Consider the following 20,181-nt stretch of genomic DNA (forward strand, 5'->3'; position numbering starts at 1 on the left):
CTTGACTTGACCATGAACTGTCATAAGCCTGGCATCTGTTCGCCGCAGTGGCGGACTACCGCAAGGGGGGCTCATGAGACGAAGAGCGAGATCGATCCTCGCTGCCGGCGCACTCCTGCTCGGCGGAGTGGCCGTCGCACCCATGGCGCAGGCGGAACCCGGCGCCGCGGCCGACCCGGGCGCCGACGAGGTCAAGGTGTTCCGCGCCGACGTCACGAAGGAGCAGGTACCCCTGCTCCTCGCGGCCGGCCAGGACGGCCACGAGCTGAGCGAACGCGTACCGCGGAAGGGCACGGCCAACGTCGAGGTCTACCTCACCGACAAGCAGGCTGAGGGGTTGCAGGACAAGGGCGTCGACCTTGCCGAGCACAAGCTCTCGGACAAGGCACGCGCGCGCGTGGCCGCCGCGGGGGACGGCGTGTTCCGGCCGTACAGCGGCGCCGGCAACCTCAAGGAGGAGATTGTCAGGACGGGTCAGCAGAACCCGAACCTGACGAAGGTCGTCTCCATCGGCAAGACCCTCCAGGGCCAGGACATCCTGGCCCTCAAGCTCACCAAGGGCGCCAAGAAGACCAAGGACGGCGCCAAGCCGTCCACGCTGTACATGTCCAACCAGCACGCCCGTGAGTGGATCACTCCCGAGATGACCAGGCGCCTGCTGCACCACTACCTGGACAACTACGGCAAGGACCAGCGCATCACCAAGCTCGTGGACTCCACCGAGCTGTGGTTCGTGCTGTCCGCCAACCCGGACGGGTACGACTGGACCTTCAAGGCCGAGGGTGACCGTCAGTGGCGTAAGAACCTGCGGGACGTCAACGGCGACGGCGCCCTGACCGTCGGCGACGGCGTCGACCTCAACCGCAACTTCGCCTACAAGTGGGGTTACGACGACGAGGGGTCCTCGCCGTATCCGACCAGTCAGACCTACCGCGGCGCGAGTCCCGGCTCCGAGCCCGAGACGAAGGCGATCGACGCCTTCGAGAAGCGCATCGGCTTCGAGTACGGCATCAACTACCACTCCGCCGCCGAACTGATCCTCTACGGAGTCGGCTGGCAGGTGGCGACCCCGAGCCCCGACGACGTGCTCTACAAGTCCCTCGCCGGAACCCCCGAGAACTCGGCGATCCCCGGCTACCGCCCGCAGGTGTCCTCCGAGCTCTACACGACCAACGGCGAGGCCGACGGACACGCGTCCAACGTCAACGGCACGGCGATGTTCACCCCTGAGATGTCGACCTGCCAGACCATCTCGAACCTCTACCCGGACGACCCCTGGAACGCCGCGGACTGCGCGTCGGTCTTCACCTTCCCGGACGACGAGAAGCTGATCCAGGAGGAGTTCGTCAAGAACATCCCGTTCGCGCTCTCCGTCGCCGAGGCGGCGGCCAAACCCGACCAGCCGAAGTCCCCGGTCGGCATCGACGCCCCCGACTTCACCCCCGCCCCCTTCACCACGTCGTACTCCCGCGGCGCCGACCAGGAAGTCTCCGTGGTCGCCCGCAAGTCCGTACGCGACAAGGAACTGAAGTACCGCGTCAACAACGGGCGTACGAAGGCGCAGTCGCTCAGGGCCTGGAAGGGCGGCGAGACCTACGGCGGCGAGGACAACCTCTACTTCGACGAGTACCGCGCGAAGGTCCGGGACGGCGAGCCCGGCGACAAGGTCGAGGTCTGGTTCACCGGTGAGACCCGGAGCGGAAAGCCCACCTCCAGCACGCACTTCACGTACACCGTCGCCGAACGGCCCCGCGCCGACACGCTGGTGATCGCCGAGGAGGGGGCGGCGGCGACCAAGGCGCAGACCTACGTCGACGCCCTGAAGGCCAACGGCCGCAAGGCCGTCGTCTGGGACGTCACCACCCAGGGCGCGCCCGACGCGCTCGGGATCCTGAGCCACTTCAGGTCCGTCGTCCACTACACCGGCGCCGACCGGCCCGGATACACCACCCAGCTGCAGCTGCGCGCCTACCTCAACGAGGGCGGCAAGCTCGTCGAGGCGGGCGAACAGGCGGGCGGCCAGGTCGCGCTGCCGGGCGCCCTGACGAACGACTTCAGCCAGTACTACCTGGGCGCCTACTCCCGTACGACGACTCCGGGCGCCACCGCCTTCACCGGCTCGGGGAAGCTCGCGGGCACCGGGGGACCGCTCGGCGACACGCCCGGCAACCCGCTGGACGCGGCGGGCGCCTACAGCGTCACCTCGGACACCCTGCCGGTCGACCGGTTCCCGCAGTTCGCCAGCGAGGGCGGCGGCGGATACCCGGGCACCGTCAACCCGTACGGCCCCTACGAGGGCGCGTCCATGGCGGCCGTCACGCACACCGACTACGCCTGGAACCGGCTCACCCGCACCATCGACCTCACCGGGGTGACCGCGGCCCAGGCACCCGCCCTGCGCACCCAGCTCCTGTGGGACACCGAGGAGGGCTACGACCACGCGGTGCTCGAAGCGCACACGGCCGGGGCCGACGACTGGACCACGCTCCCCGACAAGGGCGGCGCCACCAGCACCGCCGTTCCCGCCGAGTGCGAGGCCGGGTTCTTCATGCAGGGGCACCCCGCCCTCGCGCGCTATCTGACCCGGGGCGCGACCGCGTGCACCCCGACCGGCACGAGCGGCTCCTGGAACAGCTTCACCGGGGCCTCGGCGGGCTGGCAGCAGGTCGAGTTCGACCTGTCCGCGTACGCCGGCAAGACCGTGGAGGTGTCGATCAGCTACATCACCGACCCGGGCTCCGGCGGGCACGGGGTCCTCGCCGACAACGCCTCCGTCGTGATCGGCGGCACGGCGGGCGAGACCGAGGGCTTCGAGACCTCCCTCGGTGACTGGAAGGTCCCCGGGCCGCCCGCGGGCAGCCCCGCAGTCGTCCGGGACTGGGGCCTGTCCGGCGAGCTGTTCAAGACGTACGGCGCGGTCACCACGGGTGACACCGTGCTGTTCGGATTCGGCCTGGAGCACGTCACCGCGGCGGCCGACCGCACGGCCCTGCTGGGCAAGGCACTGGCCGCGATCGGCGGCTGACACGGCCCCGCGGGGCCTTGACCCCGAGGGCGGTCCGTACCCCTACTGGCGGGTACGGACCGCCCTGCCGTGTATGGGGCATCTCGATGTCACCCCGGGAGCCTCAGGGAGGTAGGGTCGTAGGCGGTCGGGGACATCCCATACAACTCGCCGGCGTCAACAACCGGCGTACCTAACGAGGAGATCGGTTCGTGACGATCCGCGTAGGCATCAACGGCTTTGGCCGCATCGGTCGTAACTACTTCCGCGCGCTGCTGGAGCAGGGTGCAGACATCGAGATCGTGGCTGTCAACGACCTGGGTGACACCGCGACCACCGCGCATCTGCTCAAGTACGACACCATTCTGGGCCGCCTCAAGGCCGAGGTGTCGCACACCGCCGACACGATCACCGTCGACGGCCACACCATCAAGGTGCTCTCGGAGCGCAACCCCGCCGACATCCCGTGGGGCGACCTCGGAGTCGACATCGTCATCGAGTCGACCGGCATCTTCACCAAGAAGGCCGACGCCGAGAAGCACATCGCGGGCGGCGCCAAGAAGGTCCTCATCTCGGCTCCGGCCAAGGACGAGGACATCACCATCGTGATGGGCGTCAACCAGGACAAGTACGACGCGGCCAACCACCACGTCATCTCGAACGCCTCCTGCACCACCAACTGTGTGGCGCCGATGGCCAAGGTCCTCGACGAGAACTTCGGCATCGTCAAGGGTCTGATGACGACGGTCCACGCGTACACGAACGACCAGCGGATCCTGGACTTCCCGCACTCGGACCTGCGCCGCGCCCGCGCCGCCGCCGAGAACATCATCCCGACCACCACGGGTGCCGCCAAGGCCACCGCGCTGGTCCTCCCGCAGCTCAAGGGCAAGCTCGACGGCATCGCGATGCGCGTCCCGGTCCCGACCGGCTCCGCCACCGACCTGGTCGTCACCCTGCAGCGCGAGGTCACCAAGGACGAGGTCAACGCCGCGTTCAAGAAGGCCTCCGACGACGGCGACCTCAAGGGCTACCTGACCTACACCGAGGACCCGATCGTCTCCTCCGACATCGTCGGCGACCCGGCCTCCTGCACCTTCGACTCCTCCCTGACCATGGTCCAGGAAGGCAGCACGGTGAAGATCCTCGGCTGGTACGACAACGAGTGGGGCTACTCCAACCGCCTCGTCGACCTCACGGTCTTCGTCGGCGAACAGCTCTAGGTCCAAGAAGCAAGGCACCTCGTGTGAGCACAGGGCCCGGGCAGCGCACCGCCGCGCACCCCGGGCCCTGTGGCACGTGCTGAGCGATCAGCCCTCTCTCGGACACAAGAGCTCTCGGACCAAAGAGTCCTTCCTAGGAGTCCACTTATGAAGACGATCGACGAACTTCTCTCCGAAGGGGTCGACGGCAAGCGGGTCTTCGTGCGCGCCGACCTGAACGTGCCGCTGGCCGACGGTCTCATCACCGACGACGGCCGCATCCGCGCCGTCCTGCCGACCGTCAAGGCCCTCGCCGAGGCCGGTGCCAAGGTGATCGTCGCCTCGCACCTGGGCCGCCCCAAGGGCACCACTGACCCCGCCTTCTCGCTGCTGCCCGCCGCCGAGCGGCTCGGTGAGCTGCTCGGCGCGCCCGTCGCGTTCGCGCAGGACACCGTCGGCCCGGCCGCCCACGACGCCGTGAACGGGCTGCAGCCCGGCCAGGTGGCGGTCGTCGAGAACCTGCGCTTCAACGCCGGTGAGACGTCCAAGGACGACACCGAGCGCGGCGAGTTCGCCGACCGGCTGGCGGCCCTGGCCGATGTCTACGTAGGCGACGGTTTCGGTGCCGTGCACCGCAAGCACGCCTCGGTCTTCGACCTCCCCGCGCGGCTGCCGCACTACGCCGGCTACCTCATCGCCACCGAGGTCGGCGTCCTGAAGAAGCTCACCGAGGACGTCGAGCGCCCCTACGTGGTCGCCCTCGGCGGCTCCAAGGTCTCCGACAAGCTCGCCGTCATCGACGAGCTGCTCGGCAAGGCCGACCGGCTCCTCATCGGCGGCGGCATGGCCTTCACCTTCCTGAAGGCCAAGGGGTACGAGATCGGTGCCTCCCTGGTCCAGGACGACCAGCTGGCCACCGTCAAGGAGTACGTCGAGCGCGCCGAGAAGAACGGCGTCGAGCTGGTCGTCCCCGTCGACGTCGTGACCGCGGCCGGTTTCCCCGACCTGAAGACCAAGGCGCCGTCCGACCCCAGCACCGTCGCCGCGGACGCCATCCCGGCCGACCAGATGGGCCTGGACATCGGTCCCGAGACCGGCGCCCTGTACGCCTCGAAGCTCGCCGACGCGGCCACCGTGTTCTGGAACGGTCCGATGGGCGTCTTCGAGCACCCCGACTACGCCGAGGGCACCAAGGCGGTCGCCCAGGCCCTGCTCGACTCCCAGGCCTTCACGGTCGTCGGTGGTGGCGACTCCGCCGCGGCCGTCCGCATCCTGGGCTTCGACGAGAACGCATTCGGCCACATCTCCACCGGTGGCGGCGCCTCCCTCGAATACCTTGAGGGCAAGACGCTCCCCGGTCTCGCCGCACTGGAGGACTGACCCCGTATGACCACTCGCACGCCGCTGATGGCGGGCAACTGGAAGATGAACCTCAACCACCTTGAGGCCATCGCCCATGTCCAGAAGCTCGCCTTCGCCCTGGCCGACAAGGACTACGACGCCTGTGAGGTCGCGGTCCTGCCGCCCTTCACGGACCTGCGCTCGGTACAGACCCTGGTCGACGGCGACAAGCTCAAGATCAAGTACGGCGCCCAGGACATCTCGGCGCACGACTCCGGCGCCTACACCGGCGAGATCTCCGGCGCGATGCTGGCCAAGCTCAAGTGCACGTACGTGGCGATCGGCCACTCCGAGCGCCGCCAGTACCACGCCGAGACCGACGAGATCGTCAACGCCAAGGTGAAGGCCGCGTACAAGCACGGCCTCACCCCGATCCTGTGCGTCGGCGAGGAACTGGACGTCCGCGAGGCGGGCAACCACGTCACGCACACGCTCAGCCAGGTCGAGGGCGGTCTCAAGGACCTCCCCGCCGAGCAGGCCGAGTCGATCGTCATCGCGTACGAGCCCGTCTGGGCCATCGGCACCGGCAAGGTCTGCGGCGCCGACGACGCCCAGGAGGTCTGCGCGGCGATCCGCGGCAAGCTCGTCGAGCTGTACTCGCAGGAAGTCGCTGACGCCGTCCGGATCCAGTACGGCGGCTCGGTGAAGTCCGGCAACGTCGCCGAGATCATGGCGAAGCCCGACATCGACGGCGCGCTGGTCGGTGGCGCGGCGCTGGACGCCGACGACTTCGTCAAGATCGTCCGGTTCCGCGACCAGTAGACCGCGCTCCGGATGTGAAGCGCCGAGCTGCGAGTATGCGGTAGCGGCGTTACGTCGTACCCTTGCGGGGGCCGGACGGCTTCGTACCCGAAGCACCGGCCCCCGTCGTCCGTCGCAAGAGTCATCCGTCCAAGAGTCGTCCGTCCAAGTCCGAGGAAGTTGGTCCAGCCGTGGTTATGGGGTTCTCGATCGCCCTGATCGTCTTCAGCCTGTTGCTGATGCTGCTGGTGCTGATGCACAAGGGGAAGGGCGGCGGCCTGTCCGACATGTTCGGCGGCGGCATGCAGTCGTCGGTCGGTGGTTCCTCGGTCGCCGAGCGCAACCTCGACCGCATCACCCTGGTCGTCGGCCTGCTGTGGTTCGCCTGCATCGTGGTGCTGGGCATCATGATGAAGGTCAACAACTGACCGTCGGCCGACACCCGCACGGCAGCACGAACGCACATTACGCAAGCACATTCCGCACGTAAGGCCCCATGTCCGGTACGCGCCCGCAGGCGCGGCCTATCATGGGGCTTGCGTCTGTGCGCGGGGGTGTAACTCCTATCACTGGACGCGCGTTGGGCCTTACGTAGACTGAGGCGCCCGCAGCGAAGCGTCACGCCGACTCGCTTCGCGGCACCATCACGCAGGGAGTTACGACCGTGGCAAGTGGCAACGCGATCCGAGGAAGCCGGGTCGGGGCGGGGCCGATGGGCGAGGCCGAGCGCGGCGAGTCCGCGCCCCGGCTGCGCATCTCCTTCTGGTGCTCCAACGGGCACGAGACGCAGCCCAGCTTCGCCAGCGACGCGCAGGTCCCCGACACCTGGGACTGCCCCCGCTGCGGCTTTCCCGCCGGACAGGACCGGGACAACCCGCCGGACCCGCCGCGCACCGAGCCGTACAAGACGCACCTCGCGTACGTACGGGAGCGGCGCAGCGACGCGGACGGCGAGGCGATCCTCGCCGAGGCGCTCGCCAAGCTGCGGGGCGAGATCTAGCGGCGACGCGCGGCACCCCAGGAGCGGCGCGACATTCAGGAGTTGCGAGCCGGCCGGACACCGAGAGGTGTCCGGCCGGTCGTGTCTCGGGCCGGACGCCCTTTTTTCACGGCGTATTTTTCGTACGTCCGGCATCGCGTGGCTTCTCCGTCGCCGTGCTGACACCTGCGGGTGAACTGCACGTATCTGTTGTTGAGCCGGACGACGGCGGGACGACAACTCGCGTCACCCCGCTCCATTAGGTTGGGACCGGTAGCGGGGCAAGGTACGCAGCACAGGCAGGAAAGAGGCGGAAGTCCGAGATGAACGCAGAAAGCCGTATCAGGCTCAACGAGACGCCCGAGTGGACCGCGCTGGCGGAGCACCGGGAAGAGCTCGCCGAGGCGCATCTGCGCGAGCTGTTCGAGCGGAACCCGGGACGCGGCGCCGCGTACACGCTCCAGGTGGGCGATCTGCACGTCGACTACTCCAAGCACCTGATCACCGACGACACGCTGCGGCTGCTGCGTGAGCTGGCCGCCGCGACGGACGTCTTCGGCCTGCGCGACGCCATGTTCGCCGGCGAGAAGATCAACGTCACCGAGGACCGGGCGGTCCTGCACACCGCGCTGCGCGCCCCGCGGGACGCGGTCGTGGAGGTCGACGGCGAGAACGTCGTACCGGCCGTGCACACGGTCCTCGACAAGATGTCCGGCTTCGCCGAACGCATCCGCTCGGGCGAGTGGACCGGGCACACCGGCCGCCGCATCAAGAACGTGGTCAACATCGGCATCGGCGGGTCCGACCTGGGCCCGGCGATGGCGTACGAGGTGCTGCGGTCCTTCACCGACCGCGACCTGACGGTCAGGTTCGTGTCGAACGTCGACGGGGCCGACCTGCACGAGGCCGTGCGGGACCTCGACCCGGCCGAGACGCTGTTCGTCATCGCGTCGAAGACCTTCACCACCATCGAGACGATCACCAACGCGACCTCGGCGCGCGACTGGCTGCTGACCGAGCTGAAGGCCGGTCAGGAAGCCGTCGCCAAGCACTTCGTGGCGCTGTCGACGAACGCGGAGAAGGTCGCCGACTTCGGCATCGACACCGCGAACATGTTCGAGTTCTGGGACTGGGTCGGCGGACGCTACTCGTTCGACTCCGCGATCGGTCTTTCGCTGATGATCGCGATCGGCCCGGACCGCTTCCGGGAACTGCTCGACGGCTTCCACCTCGTCGACGAGCACTTCCGCACCGCGCCCGCCGAGTCCAACGTGCCGTTGCTCCTCGGCCTGTTGGGCGTCTGGTACGGCAACTTCTTCGACGCCCAGTCGCACGCGGTGCTGCCGTACTCGCACTACCTGTCCAAGTTCACGGCGTACCTGCAGCAGCTGGACATGGAGTCCAACGGCAAGTCCGTGGACCGGGACGGGAATCCGGTGGAGTGGCAGACGGGCCCGGTCGTCTGGGGCACCCCCGGCACCAACGGGCAGCACGCCTACTACCAGCTCATCCACCAGGGTACGAAGGTCATCCCGGCGGACTTCATCGGCTTCGCCGAGCCGGTCGCCGAGCTGAGCGACGGGCTCAAGGCGCAGCACGATCTGCTGATGGCCAACTTCTTCGCGCAGACGCAGGCGCTCGCCTTCGGCAAGACGCCGGAGGAGGTGCGGGCGGAGGGGGTCTCCGAGGAGCTGGTGGCGCACAAGTCGTTCGCGGGGAATCACCCGACGACGACGATCCTTGCGCGGTCGTTGACGCCGTCCGTTCTCGGTCAGCTGATCGCGCTGTACGAGCACAAGGTGTTCGTGCAGGGGGCTGTGTGGAACATCGACTCCTTCGACCAGTGGGGGGTCGAGCTGGGGAAGGTGCTCGCCAAGCGGGTTGAGCCGGCGCTCACGGAGGGGGTTGAGGTGGCTGGTCTGGACGGGTCCACGACGGCGCTGGTGGGCCTGTACCGGTCGCTGCGCGGGCGTTAGGGGTCGATTCCTCACCTGCGGGCCGGTGGGGGTTGGCCGCGCAGTTCCCCGCGCCCCTTGAAAGGCGGGGCTGCGCCCCGGCCTGTTCCTTCGGCTGCGGGCCGGTGGGGGTCGTTCGCGCAGTTCCCCGCGCCCCTCAAAAGCGGGGCTGCGCCCCTGCTTTTGCCCCTTTGGGGGCGCGGGGAACTGCGCGGGCAACCCCCACCCACCCGCACAATCCACACCGCCCCAAGCCCCGCAGGGGGCGCGGGGAACTGCGCGAACGGCCCCCACCGGACCCGCACCGTACGGGCCGGCCCCCGGTGGGCGTTCAGGCCGCCGCGCTCAGCGTGTCCGCAGGGCGGTGGTGTGCGGCGCGGGAGGCCGGGAGTGCGGCCAGGGCCGCGGCGCCCAGGACCGCGGCCGTCGCGAAGAGGGCCAGGAGCGCGGGCGACGGCTCCTGCGCGATCCCCGCGCCGATCCCGCTCGACCGCCCCTGCGCGTCGATCAGCCAGCGCGCCAGCGGTACCCCCAGCGCCGTACCGACGACGACCGCCGCCAGCGCGTAGCACCCCGTGGCCGTCACCGTGATCGCGGTGATCTGCCGCGGGGTCAGCCCGATCGCCTTCAGCGCCAGCAGATCCCGTTCGCCCTCGCGGACCGTCCCGCCGATCGCCGTGAGCAGTTCGATGAGGCCGATGAGGGCCAGCACGGCGATGAGCCCCACGACGACCCCGCGCAGCGGCGAGAGCCCGTCGGCCGGGTTCGGCACGGCGTGCGCGCTGAGGTCGCCGTGCGCGGCCTCCGTCAGCTCGGCACCCACCCGCTGCGGGTCCGCGCCGGGACGCAGCTGGAGCTGGTAGAGCGCCGCTTCGAGCCCCGGGTCGTTCTCCCGGAGGGTGTCGAGGGAGGTGGAGATGACCCGGCCGCCGTTCTCGGGCTCGATGCTGCGCCCCACGATGTGCAGGATCTGCGGCTGCGCGCCGACCGTCATCCGCACCCAGTCCCCGACCCGTACGTCCAGCAGGTCGAGCAGCCCCTGACCGGCCACCGCCTCGTCGGGACCGCGCGCGGCACGCCCCTCGGCGAGCGCGAACGGATAGGGGTCCGCGCGGGTGCCGAGCCCGCGCAACGCGATCGTGCCGGTCTGGCCGGGGACCAGCGCGGCCACCTCGACGCCCGGATGGACCGCGGCGACCTGCGGATTGCGGGCCAGCAGGGCCCGTACGTCCGGGTCGGTCAGGGAGCTGTCGGCCCGTACGGTGAGGGCCGCCGCGAGGCCGATCCGGTCCGGGCTGTGCTGGAAGCGGTCGATGGTGGTCCAGGCGCTCATCGCCACGACGATCAGCAGCAGCGGCAGCGCCAGCCGGGCCACCGCGGCCAGCGACCGCGGCCGGTGCGTGAACGCCTTGTGCCAGCCCAGGACCAGCGCCGACGGCAGCCGCAGCCCGAGCGCCCGGCGGGACAGACCGGAAAGGCCGCCGCCGAGCGGCGCCGCGGCCCGCAGCCCCGGCACCGGAGGCACCTGTCCGGCGCGCCAGGCCGCGAGCCCGGTCGTCGCGGCGATGAACAGCACCGCCGCCAGGGGTACGCCGAGGAGCGCGGCCGTGTGCCCCGGCAGGCCCTGCCACACCCCGACCGCGTCGCCGAGACGCCCCGGTGTCCGGCTGCCGAGGGCCTGGATGAGGGTCGCGGCGAGCACGGCCCCGAGGAGCGCGAACGCCACATGCTGGAGCAGGAAGATCCGTACCACCTGGCCCGGCGTGAAACCGATCGCCTTCAGGACCGAGATGTCCCGCAGATGGCCGCGGATCCGGGTGCCGATCGCGCCGTGCACGGCCAGCGCGGCGGCCAGCAGGGCCGCCAGGCCGAAGAGGCCGAGTACCTGCCCGAGCAGCCGGTTGCCGCCCTGCGCCTCGGCCCGCGCCTGCTGCCAGGGGGAGACGTCGGTGACGGCCTTGGCGCCGAGGAGGGTGACGGCCCGCTGGACGGCGTAGTCCGTGTCGTCGGGGTCGGTCAGCCGCAGCCCGGTCACCTGGCCGCCGCGCCCGTCGGTGTCCCGTACGACGGCGGGCGGCGCCCAGACGAGGCCCGGCCGTTCGCCGGGGCTGTAGCGGGGTTCGGCGCTGTCCGCGATGCCCACCACGGTCAGCGTCCGGTCCGTGCCGGGCACGGTGAGCGTGTCCCCGGGCTCGGCCCACAGCGCGCGTGCGAGGCCGCTCTCCAGCACCACACCGTCGGGCACGGCCGGGTCGAGCCAGCGGCCGGAGGTGAGCAGCGGGCGGCCGGTCGCGGGCCGGTCGACGGTGCCGCGCAGCTCGACGGAGGCGCGGGTGCCGCGCGAGGCGAGGGTCGCGGCGGCGGTGGGGTACGGGCCCGCGACGGACGCGACCCCGTCCAGTTCGGCGAGCCCGGCCGCGTCGGCGGAGGGGCCGGTGTGGATCCAGACGTGCGCGCCCTGCGACTGGGTGAAGACCCGCTGCCAGGGGTTGGTCGCGTACCCGAACAGCGCCGTGGCCAGCAGCAGCGAGGCCACGATCCCGGCGGTGGCGAGCACGATGAACAGCGCCTCGCCGCGATGCGAGCGCAGATCGGCGTGCGCCCAGCGCAGAGTGGCCCGCACGCCGTTCAGTCCCTCAGTTCCAGCACGCCGGATATCCCCGTGCCGCGGGCGGGCGCGGTGTCGAGGACCGCGTCGTCGGCGATCCGGCCGTCGAAGAAGCTGATCACCCGGTCCGCGGCGCTCGCGAGCCGCGCGTCGTGCGTGACCAGCACGATCGTCTGGCCGCGCTGGTGGAACCGCGACAGCAGCCGGGTCACCTCGCGGGTGCCCTTGCTGTCGAGGCTGCCCGCGGGCTCGTCGGCCAGCAGCAGCCGGGGGTGGTTGACCAGGGCGCGGGCCAGCGCGACGCGCTGCTGCTCGCCGCCGGACAGCTCGCCCGGCATGCTGCGTTCCTTGCCCGCGAGGCCCAGTTCGTCGAGGAGCTGCTCGCGCTCGGTGCGCGCCTGCCGGGGGGAGAGGCCGGCGAGCAGGGCGGGCAGTTCGACGTTGTCGGCGACCGACAGGTTCGAGACGAGGTTGAAGAACTGGAAGACGATGCCGATCCGGCGTCTGCGCTCGACCGCCCAGCGCGCCTCGCTGTAGGCGTCGGTGCACTCGCCGTCGAGCCACAGGCTGCCGGAGCCCGGCCGCTGGAGCCCGCCGAGCAGATGCAGCAGCGTCGACTTCCCGGCGCCCGAGGGGCCTGTGACGGCCACGAACTCGCCCTGCCGTACGGAGAGGTCCACGCCCCGTACGGCGTGCGCGGGGGCGCCCTCGCCGTAGTGGGTCTTGACCAGCCCCTCGGCCCGCAGGAGCGGGGTGTCGGAGTCCTCGGGGCGCGGCGAGGGAGCGCCGGCACGGGAAGCGGCGGTACCGGATGCGGCGGTACGGGGTGTGGCGGTACCGGATGCGGCGGTGCGGGGAGTGGCGCGGTTCATTCCAGCTCCTCCAGTTCCTCCTGGCAGCGTTCCAGCCAGTCGAGGTCGGCCTGCAGATGCAGCATGGCGCCCTCGATGAGCAGCTGGGAGATGCGGTTGTCCCGGCTCTCGGCCGCGGCGAGCTTCGACAGGTTGCGCATGGTGTTCAGGTACTCGCGCCGTTGTTTGTTGATCAGGGCGATCTGGTCGGCCAGTCCGGTCCGTGGTGCCAGGGCGAGCTTCATGAAGAACTCGTCCCGTACGCGCGGCTCGTCCGACGTCTCCTCGTACCAGGCGTGCAGTGCTTCACGTCCGGCGTCGGTGAGGTGGTAGATCTTCTTGTTGGGCCGGCTCGACTGCTCGACTTCCTCGCCCTCGATCAGTCCCGACTTCTCAAGGCGGCCGAGGGTCACATAGATCTGGCCGACGTTCGGCTGAGGGTACGCGGCGCCCAGCAGTTGCTCAAGGTCCTGTTTGAGCTCGTACCCGTGGGCCGGACCGCGCGCCAGCAGGGCCAGGAGGGGCAGCCGCACTCGTGCTCTCCCCTTCCTCCGCCGTAGGTCCGTGTGTGGTGCCGCAGGCCCGCGCGTCCGGGGCCAATGTGCCGCGGGCCCTAGTATCGCCCATACCTAACGGGTATACATGGCCTCTGACTCCGGGCGAAGGTGCCCGGCAGCCGGGTGTACCAGGGAGGAACCTATGCGGTGGATCCATGCCGCCGGTAGGGGGCTCCTGGTCGCGGTGGTGGTTCTGACCGGTTACGTCGCCTCGGGCGTCCAGGGTGACGGGGCGCGCGGCGGCGGCCGGGGCCCGCTCACGCTGGCCACGGCCGGAGATCTCACCGGCTATCTGGGGCCGCTGCTGGACGGCTGGAACCGTGCTCATCCCAGCGAGCGGGTCACCCTCGTCGAGCTCCCGGACTCCGCCGACGAGACCCACGCGCAGATGGCCACCGATCTGCGCGGCGACGGCCGCAGCCGCTTCGACGTGCTGAACATCGATGTCGCCTGGACCTCGGAGTTCGCCGCCGCGGGCTGGATCTCCCCGCTGCCCGCGGGCCGTTTCCCGCTCGACGGCTTCCTGCCGCCGGTCGTGGACACCGCGACCTACGACGGACGGCTGTACGCGGTCCCGTACGTCACCAACGCGGGCCTGCTCCTCTACCGCAAGGACCTCCTCGACAAGGAGGGCGTCGCTCCGCCGCGCACCTGGGCCGAGCTGGAGAAACAGGCGAGATCCATCGCTCCGAAGTACGGACTCGACGGGTACGCCGGCCAGTTCCTGCCCTATGAAGGCCTCACCGTGAACGCGGCCGAGGCGGTCTACTCGGCGGGCGGCTCCATCCTCGGCGACGAGGGCGAACGCGTCACCGTCAACTCGGCGGCGGCGCGCGAGGGCATCGGTTTCCTCGCCCGTGGCGTACGCGACGGCTGGATCCCGGAGAAGGCGCTGACGTACAAGGAGGAGGAGTCGAAGAAGGCCTTCCAGGACGGCCGTCTGCTCTTCCTGCGCAACTGGCCGTACGCCTATGTCGGCGCCTCCGCCAAGGGCTCGCCGGTCGCCGGGAAGATCGGCGCGGTGCCGCTGCCCGGACCCGACGGGCCGGGCGCGAGCGTGCTCGGCGGCTCCAACCTCGCGGTCAGCAGCCACGCCCGGCATCCCGACTCCGCCGCCCGGCTCATCGCCTACCTCACGAGCGAGGCGACCCAGCGTCAGGTGCTCACCAAGGGTGCGCTGCCGCCCGTGCGGGCCGCGCTGTACGAGGATCCGGTACTGATCCGGCGGTTCCCCTATCTGCCGACACTCCGCGCGAGCGTCCTGGCCGCGGCGCCGCGCCCGAAGAGTCCGCGCTACGACCAGGTCAGCCTGGCCGTACAGGCCGTGGTGCACGACGCGATGACCGGGCATCAGACGCCCGAGGCCGCGGTGCGGCGGCTGGCGCGCGAGCTGGCGGACATCTCGCGCCGCGGCTGAGCCCCCTCACACTCGCTCCGGGCAGTTCATAGTTTCATGTTAGGTAACGCGCCTGTCTCATCTGCCGTTTCGCGGGCAGAAATGTGTGGACATAAGTCCCCAATCTTCAATGCGGCCCTGTCTGCTCGTTGACACTCACGCGACATGCCTACTTAACATGCATGCATAACCGCAGCACGCACAGACGGGTCAACGGGTGACGATCGACATGCACCGCTGGTGGCGCGACGCAGTGATCTACCAGGTCTACGTCCGCAGCTTCCTCGACAGCACCGGGGACGGCATCGGCGACCTCGCCGGGGTACGCGCCGGGCTGCCGTATCTGAAGAAGCTCGGGGTCGACGGGATCTGGCTGAGCCCCTTCTATCCCTCGCCGCAGCAGGACCACGGCTACGACGTGGCCGACTACTGCGACGTCGACCCGCTCTTCGGCGACCTCGGCGAGTTCGACCTGCTGATGACGGACGCCCGACGGCTCGGCATCAAGGTGCTCCTCGACATAGTCCCCAACCACTGCTCCAGCGAGCACCCCTGGTTCCGGCAGGCCCTCGCCGAGGCGCCGGGCGGCGAGGCCCGCGCCCGCTTCCACTTCGCCGACGGCCGCGGCCCCGGCGGGGCGGAGCCGCCCAACAACTGGCACGCCATGTTCGGCGGCCCCGCCTGGAGCCGGGTCACCGAGCGGGACGGCACGCCCGGCCAGTGGTACCTGCACATGTTCACGCCCGAGCAACCCGACCTGAACTGGCGCAACCCCGAGGTCGGCGCCCACTTCGACCACGTACTGCGCTTCTGGCTCGACCGGGGCGTGGACGGCTTCCGCGTCGACGTCGCCGCCGGCCTCTACAAGCACCCCGACCTGCCCGACTCGCCCGACCCCATGGCCGACGCCCGCACCCGGGACTCGGTCAACCCGCTCGCCTGGAACCAGCCCGAGGTGCACGGTGTCTGGCGGCACTGGCGGTCGGTGTGCGAGGAGTACACCGTCCGCGACGGCCGGGAGCGCCTGCTCGTCGGCGAGGTCTCCGTGCCCTCCGCCCGCGAACACGCCCACTACGTACGCCACGACGAACTGCACCAGGCCTTCTTCTTCGACCTGCTCAGCGCGTCCTGGAACGCCGACGCCTTCCGCAAGGTCATCTCGGAGGCCATGCAGGACATCGCGGGCACCGGCTCGACGGTCACCTGGGTCCTCAACAACCACGACCAGGTCCGCACCGTCACCCGCTACGGCGAACTGGGCGCCGAGGGCAGCGGTCTGGGCGCCGCCCGCGCCCGCGCCGCCGCGCTGCTGATGCTGGCGCTGCCCGGTGCCGCGTACATCTACCAGGGGGAGGAGCTGGGGCTGCCCGAGGTCGTGGATCTGCCGGACGACGTGCTCACCGACCCGATCTACCGCCGTACCGGCAGCCGGGCCCGGGTCCGCGACGGCTGCCGGGTGCCGCTGCCGTGGTCGGGGCACGCCTCGCCGTTCGGCTTCACCACCGGTACCGAGAGCGCCAAACCATGGCTCCCGCAGCCCGACTACTTCGCGGAGTACGCCACCGACCGCGCCCTCGCCGACACCCGCTCCTTCTGGCACCTCTACCGCGACGGACTCCAACTGCGCGCCGGCATGCCCCAGTTGGGCGAAGGCCCGCTGCGCTGGCTGGACACCCCGCCCGGCGTCCTCGGCTTCGTCCGCGGCGACGGCCTGATCTGCGCCGTCAACTTCGGTACGTCACCGACGCCCGCGCCCGTCGCCGGCACCCCCCTGCTGTCCAGCGGCCCCTGCGCGCCCGGCGTCCTGCCCGGCTCGACGGCCGCCTGGTGGATCAGCGACTGCACCAACCCCTGAACCGCCAAGCCTGCTGATTGCCCGTCAGATACCGCTCTCACGAAGGAACATCAACGATGATGCGACGACGTACGACCCTGCTCGCGAGCTGCACCGCCCTCGCCCTGTCCCTCGGTGCCACCGCGTGCGGAGGCGGCGGTCCCGTCTCCGCGGGCGGCGGCGACAAGCCGCTCAGCGGTCAGACGATCAACGTGGCCGGTGTCTGGTCCGGCAGCGAGCAGAAGAACTTCCAGAAGGTCCTGGACGCGTTCACCGAGAAGACCGGCGCCAAGACGCAGTTCACCTCCACCGGCGACAACGTCTCCACGGTCGTCGGCAGCAAGATCGAGGGCGGCAACGCGCCCGACGTGGTGATGGTCCCGCAGGTCGGCGTCCTCCAGCAGTTCGCCGAGGAGGGCTGGCTCAGGCCGCTGTCCAAGACCGCCCGGAAGTCCGTCGACGCCAACTACGCGGACGTGTGGAAGAACTACGGCAGCGTCGACGGCAGCCTGTACGGCCTGTACTTCAAGGCCGCCCACAAGTCGACGGTCTGGTACAGCCCCGACGCCCTCGACGAGGCGGGTGTCGAGGCGCCGGCGAGCTACGACGCGATGCTGGAGGCCGGCCGGACCGTCTCCGAGTCGGGCCTCGCGGCCTTCTCCGTCGCAGGCCAGGACGGCTGGACCCTCACCGACTGGTTCGAGAACGTCTACCTCTCGCAGGCGGGCCCCGAGAAGTACGACGCCCTCGCCGCCCACGAGACCAAGTGGACCGACCCGAGCGTGGTCGCCGCCCTCACCACCCTCGGCAAACTCTTCAAGGACAAGGAGCTGATAGCCGGCGGCCAGAAGGGCGCCCTGAACACCGACTTCCCCGGCTCCGTCGAGAAGGTCTTCGGACCCGAGCCCGCCGCGGGCATGGTCTACGAGGGCGACTTCGTGGCCGGTGTCGCCAAGGACCAATTCGGCAAGAAGATCGGCGAGGACGCGGACTTCTTCCCCTTCCCCGCGGTCGGCGACGGCAAGGCACCCGTGGTCAGCGGCGGAGACGCGGCGGTCGTCCTGAAGGACGGCAAGAGCCCGAAGGCCGCCATGGCGTTCCTGGAGTACCTCGCGACCCCCGAGGCATCCGCGGTCTGGGCCGAGGTCGGCGGTTTCCTCTCCCCGAACAAGGAGCTCGACCTCGCCTCCTACGGCGACGACATCACCCGCGAGACCGCCAAGTCCCTGGTGGACGCCGGTGACTCGGTCCGCTTCGACATGTCGGACCAGGCCCCGGCAGCGTTCGGCGGCACCAAGGGCGCGGGCGAGTGGAAGCTCCTCCAGGACTTCCTGCGCGACCCGTCCGACCCGAAGGCGACCGCCGCGGCGCTGGAGAAGGCCGCCGCCAAGGCGTACCAGGACTGATCGCCATGACCGCCACAGACCTGAGAGACCAGAAGGCCCCGGACCCGGACCCGGCAGAGGCGGGTCAGCCGTCCACCTCGCAGGCCGACCGCGACCGCAGACGGCGTGCGCGCCGCCGGGCCCGTGTCGTCGCCTTCGTCTTCGTCCTGCCCGCGCTGCTCCTGCTCGGCGCGCTCGTCGTCTACCCCGTGCTGTTCTCCGTGGGCCGCAGCTTCTTCGACGCCTCCGGCGACCGGTTCGTGGGCGGCGACAACTACACCGAGATGTTCCACGACCCCGCCACCATCAAGGCCGTCCGGAACACCGCCATCTGGGTCGTCATCGCGCCCACCCTGCTCACCGGCCTCGGCCTCGTCCTCGCCGTCCTCGTGGAGAAGGTGCGCTGGGCGACGGCGTTCAAGCTCCTGCTGTTCATGCCGATGGCCGTCTCCTTCCTCGCCGCGGGCATCATCTTCCGGCTCGCCTACGACGAGGACCCCGACAAGGGCGTCCTGAACGCGGCCGTCGTCTCCGTCCACGACGTCTTCAAGGGCGAGTCGTCCTACCCGACCGCCCGCGCCCGCGACGGCCAGGGCCTCACGAAGGACGTCGACGGCTCGTACGGTACGAGCGCCGGCGTCTCCCCGGGCGACACGGTCGGGCTCGGCCTGGTCGGCGTACGCGCCGAGGACCTTCCGGCCGACGCGCGGCCCGCGTACCCGGCGGCGGCACGGAAGGCGCCGGCCGACGAGCTGCGCGGTGTCGTCTACCTGGACTTCACCCGCGGCGGAGGAGGGAAGCAGGGCGAGGTCGACAGGGCCGAGAGCGGACTGCCGGGCATGGCCGTCGAAGCGGTGCGCGACGGGAAGACCGTCGGGAGCGCCACCACCGCGGCCGACGGCTCCTTCCGCTTCGAGAGCCTCGAACCGGGCTCGTACACCGTGCGGCTGCCCGGCTCGAACTTCGCCCCGCCGTACGAGGGAATCTCCTGGCTGGGTCCCGCGCTCGTCACGCCCGCCATCATCGGCGCGTACCTGTGGATCTGGACCGGGTTCGCCATGGTGCTCATCGGCGCCGGGCTCGCCGCGCTGCCCCGTGACGCGCTGGAGGCGGCCCGCATGGACGGCGCGAACGAGTGGCAGATCTTCCGGCGGATCACCGTGCCGCTGCTCGCGCCCGTACTCACCGTGGTCTTCGTGACCCTGGTGATCAACGTGATGAAGGTCTTCGACCTCGTCTACATCATCGCGCCGGGGCCCGTGCAGGAGGACGCCACCGTGCTCGCCACCCAGATGTGGCTGGTGTCCTTCGGCGGCGGCAACAACCAGGGCCTCGGCAGCGCGCTGGGCGTACTGCTCCTGCTCCTCGTGATCCCCGCCATGGTCTTCAACGTCCGCCGCTTCCGAGGGAGTCAACGATGAACGCGCTCAGGCGGGGGCTCGGCAACAGCCTGGTCCAGGCGTTCCTGGTGGTGATCGGCCTGGTCTGGCTCACCCCGCTCGCCGGCCTTTTCCTGTCGTCGCTGCGGTCCGCGCAGGACACCGCGACGGGCGGCTGGTGGACCGTGCTCACCAGCCCCCGGCAGCTGTCCTTCGACAACTACTCGGCGCTGCTGGGCAATGACGGGATGACGCGGGCGTTCTGGAACACCGTGCTGATCTCGGTGCCGACGACTTTCCTCGTCGTCGTCATCGCCGCGCTCGCCGGGTACGCGTTCGCGTGGCTGGACTTCCCCGGGCGGGACACCGTCTTCCTGGTCGTGGTCGCGCTGCTGGTGGTGCCCGTGCAGATCGGGCTGCTGCCGGTCGCCAAACTCTTCGGCGAACTGGGGCTGTTCGGCACGATTCCCGGAGTCATCCTTTTCCACGTCTCCTACGGGTTGCCGTTCGCGATCTTCCTGCTGCGGAACTACTTCGCGGAGATGCCCAAGGAGATGCTGGAGGCCGCTCGGATGGACGGCGGTTCGGAGTGGCGGATCTTCACTCGGCTCGTGTTGCCGGTGGGGCGGCCCGCGCTCGCCAGTCTCGCCATTTTCCAGTTCCTGTGGGTCTGGAACGACATGCTGGTCGCGCTGTTGTTCGCGGACAGTTCCGCGCAGCCTTTGACTGTTGAACTGCAGTCGCAGATACGGCAGTTCGGGAGCAATATCGATGTGCTCGCGCCGGGGGCGTTCTTGTCGCTGGTGGTGCCGGTGATTGTCTTCTTCGCATTCCAACGACACTTCGTGCAGGGGGTTATGGCGGGCTCGGTTAAGTAGTCTTTTTTCGC

Annotated in this window: 15 protein-coding genes; 12 read left to right on the forward strand and 3 right to left on the reverse strand. The window is 70.1% G+C overall.

The features are described from left to right. Window positions 1-73 precede the first annotated feature (73 nt). The 7 genes from C6Y14_RS17565 (at window position 74) to pgi (ending at window position 9,303) form a co-directional block, all read left to right on the forward strand. Window positions 74-3,025, forward strand: a complete 2,952-nt coding sequence (locus tag C6Y14_RS17565; RefSeq protein WP_107017635.1) for a M14 family metallopeptidase — start codon at window positions 74-76, stop codon at window positions 3,023-3,025. Between the two features lie 191 nt (window positions 3,026-3,216). Next, window positions 3,217-4,227 (forward strand): type I glyceraldehyde-3-phosphate dehydrogenase, encoded by a 1,011-nt coding sequence (gene gap / locus C6Y14_RS17570; protein ID WP_107017636.1) that lies wholly within the window; start codon window positions 3,217-3,219, stop codon window positions 4,225-4,227. Window positions 4,228-4,374: 147 nt separating this feature from the next. Then, window positions 4,375-5,586, forward strand: coding sequence for a phosphoglycerate kinase (locus C6Y14_RS17575; protein ID WP_107017637.1), 1,212 nt, complete (start codon window positions 4,375-4,377; stop codon window positions 5,584-5,586). 6 nt (window positions 5,587-5,592) lie between these two features. Next, window positions 5,593-6,369: a triose-phosphate isomerase gene (gene tpiA / locus C6Y14_RS17580; RefSeq protein WP_107017638.1), complete on the forward strand. Its 777-nt coding sequence runs from the start codon at window positions 5,593-5,595 to the stop codon at window positions 6,367-6,369. A 176-nt stretch (window positions 6,370-6,545) separates the two neighbouring features. Further along, entirely contained in the window at window positions 6,546-6,776 is a 231-nt protein-coding gene (gene secG / locus C6Y14_RS17585) for a preprotein translocase subunit SecG (protein WP_107017639.1), read from the forward strand. A gap of 236 nt (window positions 6,777-7,012) precedes the next feature. Continuing rightward, complete coding sequence (locus C6Y14_RS17590; RefSeq protein WP_003957010.1) at window positions 7,013-7,348, forward strand: RNA polymerase-binding protein RbpA; 336 nt, start codon at window positions 7,013-7,015, stop codon at window positions 7,346-7,348. 302 nt (window positions 7,349-7,650) lie between these two features. After that, window positions 7,651-9,303 carry a glucose-6-phosphate isomerase gene (gene pgi, locus C6Y14_RS17595; protein ID WP_107017640.1) on the forward strand — a complete coding sequence of 551 codons (1,653 nt, stop codon included), beginning with the start codon at window positions 7,651-7,653 and terminating at the stop codon, window positions 9,301-9,303. A gap of 310 nt (window positions 9,304-9,613) precedes the next feature. Here pgi and C6Y14_RS17600 read toward each other — a convergent pair whose 3' ends face one another. The 3 genes from C6Y14_RS17600 to C6Y14_RS17610 are packed head-to-tail and all read right to left on the reverse strand — an operon-like array spanning window position 9,614 to window position 13,274. Continuing rightward, window positions 9,614-11,905: an ABC transporter permease gene (locus C6Y14_RS17600; protein ID WP_107017641.1), complete on the reverse strand. Its 2,292-nt coding sequence runs from the start codon at window positions 11,903-11,905 to the stop codon at window positions 9,614-9,616. Window positions 11,906-11,910: 5 nt separating this feature from the next. Beyond that, window positions 11,911-12,762, reverse strand: coding sequence for an ABC transporter ATP-binding protein (locus C6Y14_RS17605; protein WP_225891137.1), 852 nt, complete (start codon window positions 12,760-12,762; stop codon window positions 11,911-11,913). Then, entirely contained in the window at window positions 12,759-13,274 is a 516-nt protein-coding gene (locus tag C6Y14_RS17610) for a PadR family transcriptional regulator (protein WP_107017642.1), read from the reverse strand. The genes C6Y14_RS17605 and C6Y14_RS17610 overlap by 4 nt, the downstream gene beginning before the upstream one ends. Before the next feature lie 166 nt (window positions 13,275-13,440). Here C6Y14_RS17610 and C6Y14_RS17615 point away from each other — a divergent pair, with 166 nt between their 5' ends. The 5 genes from C6Y14_RS17615 to C6Y14_RS17635 all read left to right on the forward strand — a co-directional run bounded on the left by C6Y14_RS17615 (window position 13,441) and on the right by C6Y14_RS17635 (window position 20,170). Next, window positions 13,441-14,715, forward strand: a complete 1,275-nt coding sequence (locus C6Y14_RS17615; protein ID WP_107017643.1) for an ABC transporter substrate-binding protein — start codon at window positions 13,441-13,443, stop codon at window positions 14,713-14,715. A 208-nt stretch (window positions 14,716-14,923) separates the two neighbouring features. After that, on the forward strand, window positions 14,924-16,549 hold the full coding sequence (locus C6Y14_RS17620; protein WP_199854773.1) for a glycoside hydrolase family 13 protein: 1,626 nt from the start codon (window positions 14,924-14,926) through the stop codon (window positions 16,547-16,549). Window positions 16,550-16,605: 56 nt separating this feature from the next. After that, entirely contained in the window at window positions 16,606-17,934 is a 1,329-nt protein-coding gene (locus C6Y14_RS17625) for an ABC transporter substrate-binding protein (protein ID WP_107017644.1), read from the forward strand. 5 nt (window positions 17,935-17,939) lie between these two features. Next, window positions 17,940-19,334, forward strand: coding sequence for an ABC transporter permease (locus C6Y14_RS17630; RefSeq protein ID WP_107017645.1), 1,395 nt, complete (start codon window positions 17,940-17,942; stop codon window positions 19,332-19,334). After that, a complete protein-coding gene (locus tag C6Y14_RS17635; RefSeq protein WP_107017646.1) occupies window positions 19,331-20,170 on the forward strand; it encodes a carbohydrate ABC transporter permease in 840 nt (279 codons plus the stop codon). Before C6Y14_RS17630 ends, C6Y14_RS17635 begins: the two co-directional genes overlap by 4 nt. Window positions 20,171-20,181: the final 11 nt, after the last annotated feature.

Source organism: Streptomyces dioscori (assembly GCF_003024195.1).
Taxonomy (GTDB): domain Bacteria; phylum Actinomycetota; class Actinomycetes; order Streptomycetales; family Streptomycetaceae; genus Streptomyces; species Streptomyces dioscori.

Coding starts and splice junctions, on each gene's coding strand:
- C6Y14_RS17565 (WP_107017635.1), top strand. CDS start 74: ATGAGACGAAGAGCGAGATCGATCCTCGCTGCCGGCGCACTCCTGCTC.
- C6Y14_RS17575 (WP_107017637.1), top strand. CDS start 4,375: ATGAAGACGATCGACGAACTTCTCTCCGAAGGGGTCGACGGCAAGCGG.
- tpiA (WP_107017638.1), top strand. CDS start 5,593: ATGACCACTCGCACGCCGCTGATGGCGGGCAACTGGAAGATGAACCTC.
- secG (WP_107017639.1), top strand. CDS start 6,546: ATGGGGTTCTCGATCGCCCTGATCGTCTTCAGCCTGTTGCTGATGCTG.
- pgi (WP_107017640.1), top strand. CDS start 7,651: ATGAACGCAGAAAGCCGTATCAGGCTCAACGAGACGCCCGAGTGGACC.
- C6Y14_RS17605 (WP_225891137.1), bottom strand. CDS start 12,762: ATGAACCGCGCCACTCCCCGCACCGCCGCATCCGGTACCGCCACACCC.
- C6Y14_RS17615 (WP_107017643.1), top strand. CDS start 13,441: ATGCGGTGGATCCATGCCGCCGGTAGGGGGCTCCTGGTCGCGGTGGTG.
- C6Y14_RS17620 (WP_199854773.1), top strand. CDS start 14,924: ATGCACCGCTGGTGGCGCGACGCAGTGATCTACCAGGTCTACGTCCGC.
- C6Y14_RS17625 (WP_107017644.1), top strand. CDS start 16,606: ATGATGCGACGACGTACGACCCTGCTCGCGAGCTGCACCGCCCTCGCC.
- C6Y14_RS17630 (WP_107017645.1), top strand. CDS start 17,940: ATGACCGCCACAGACCTGAGAGACCAGAAGGCCCCGGACCCGGACCCG.
- C6Y14_RS17635 (WP_107017646.1), top strand. CDS start 19,331: ATGAACGCGCTCAGGCGGGGGCTCGGCAACAGCCTGGTCCAGGCGTTC.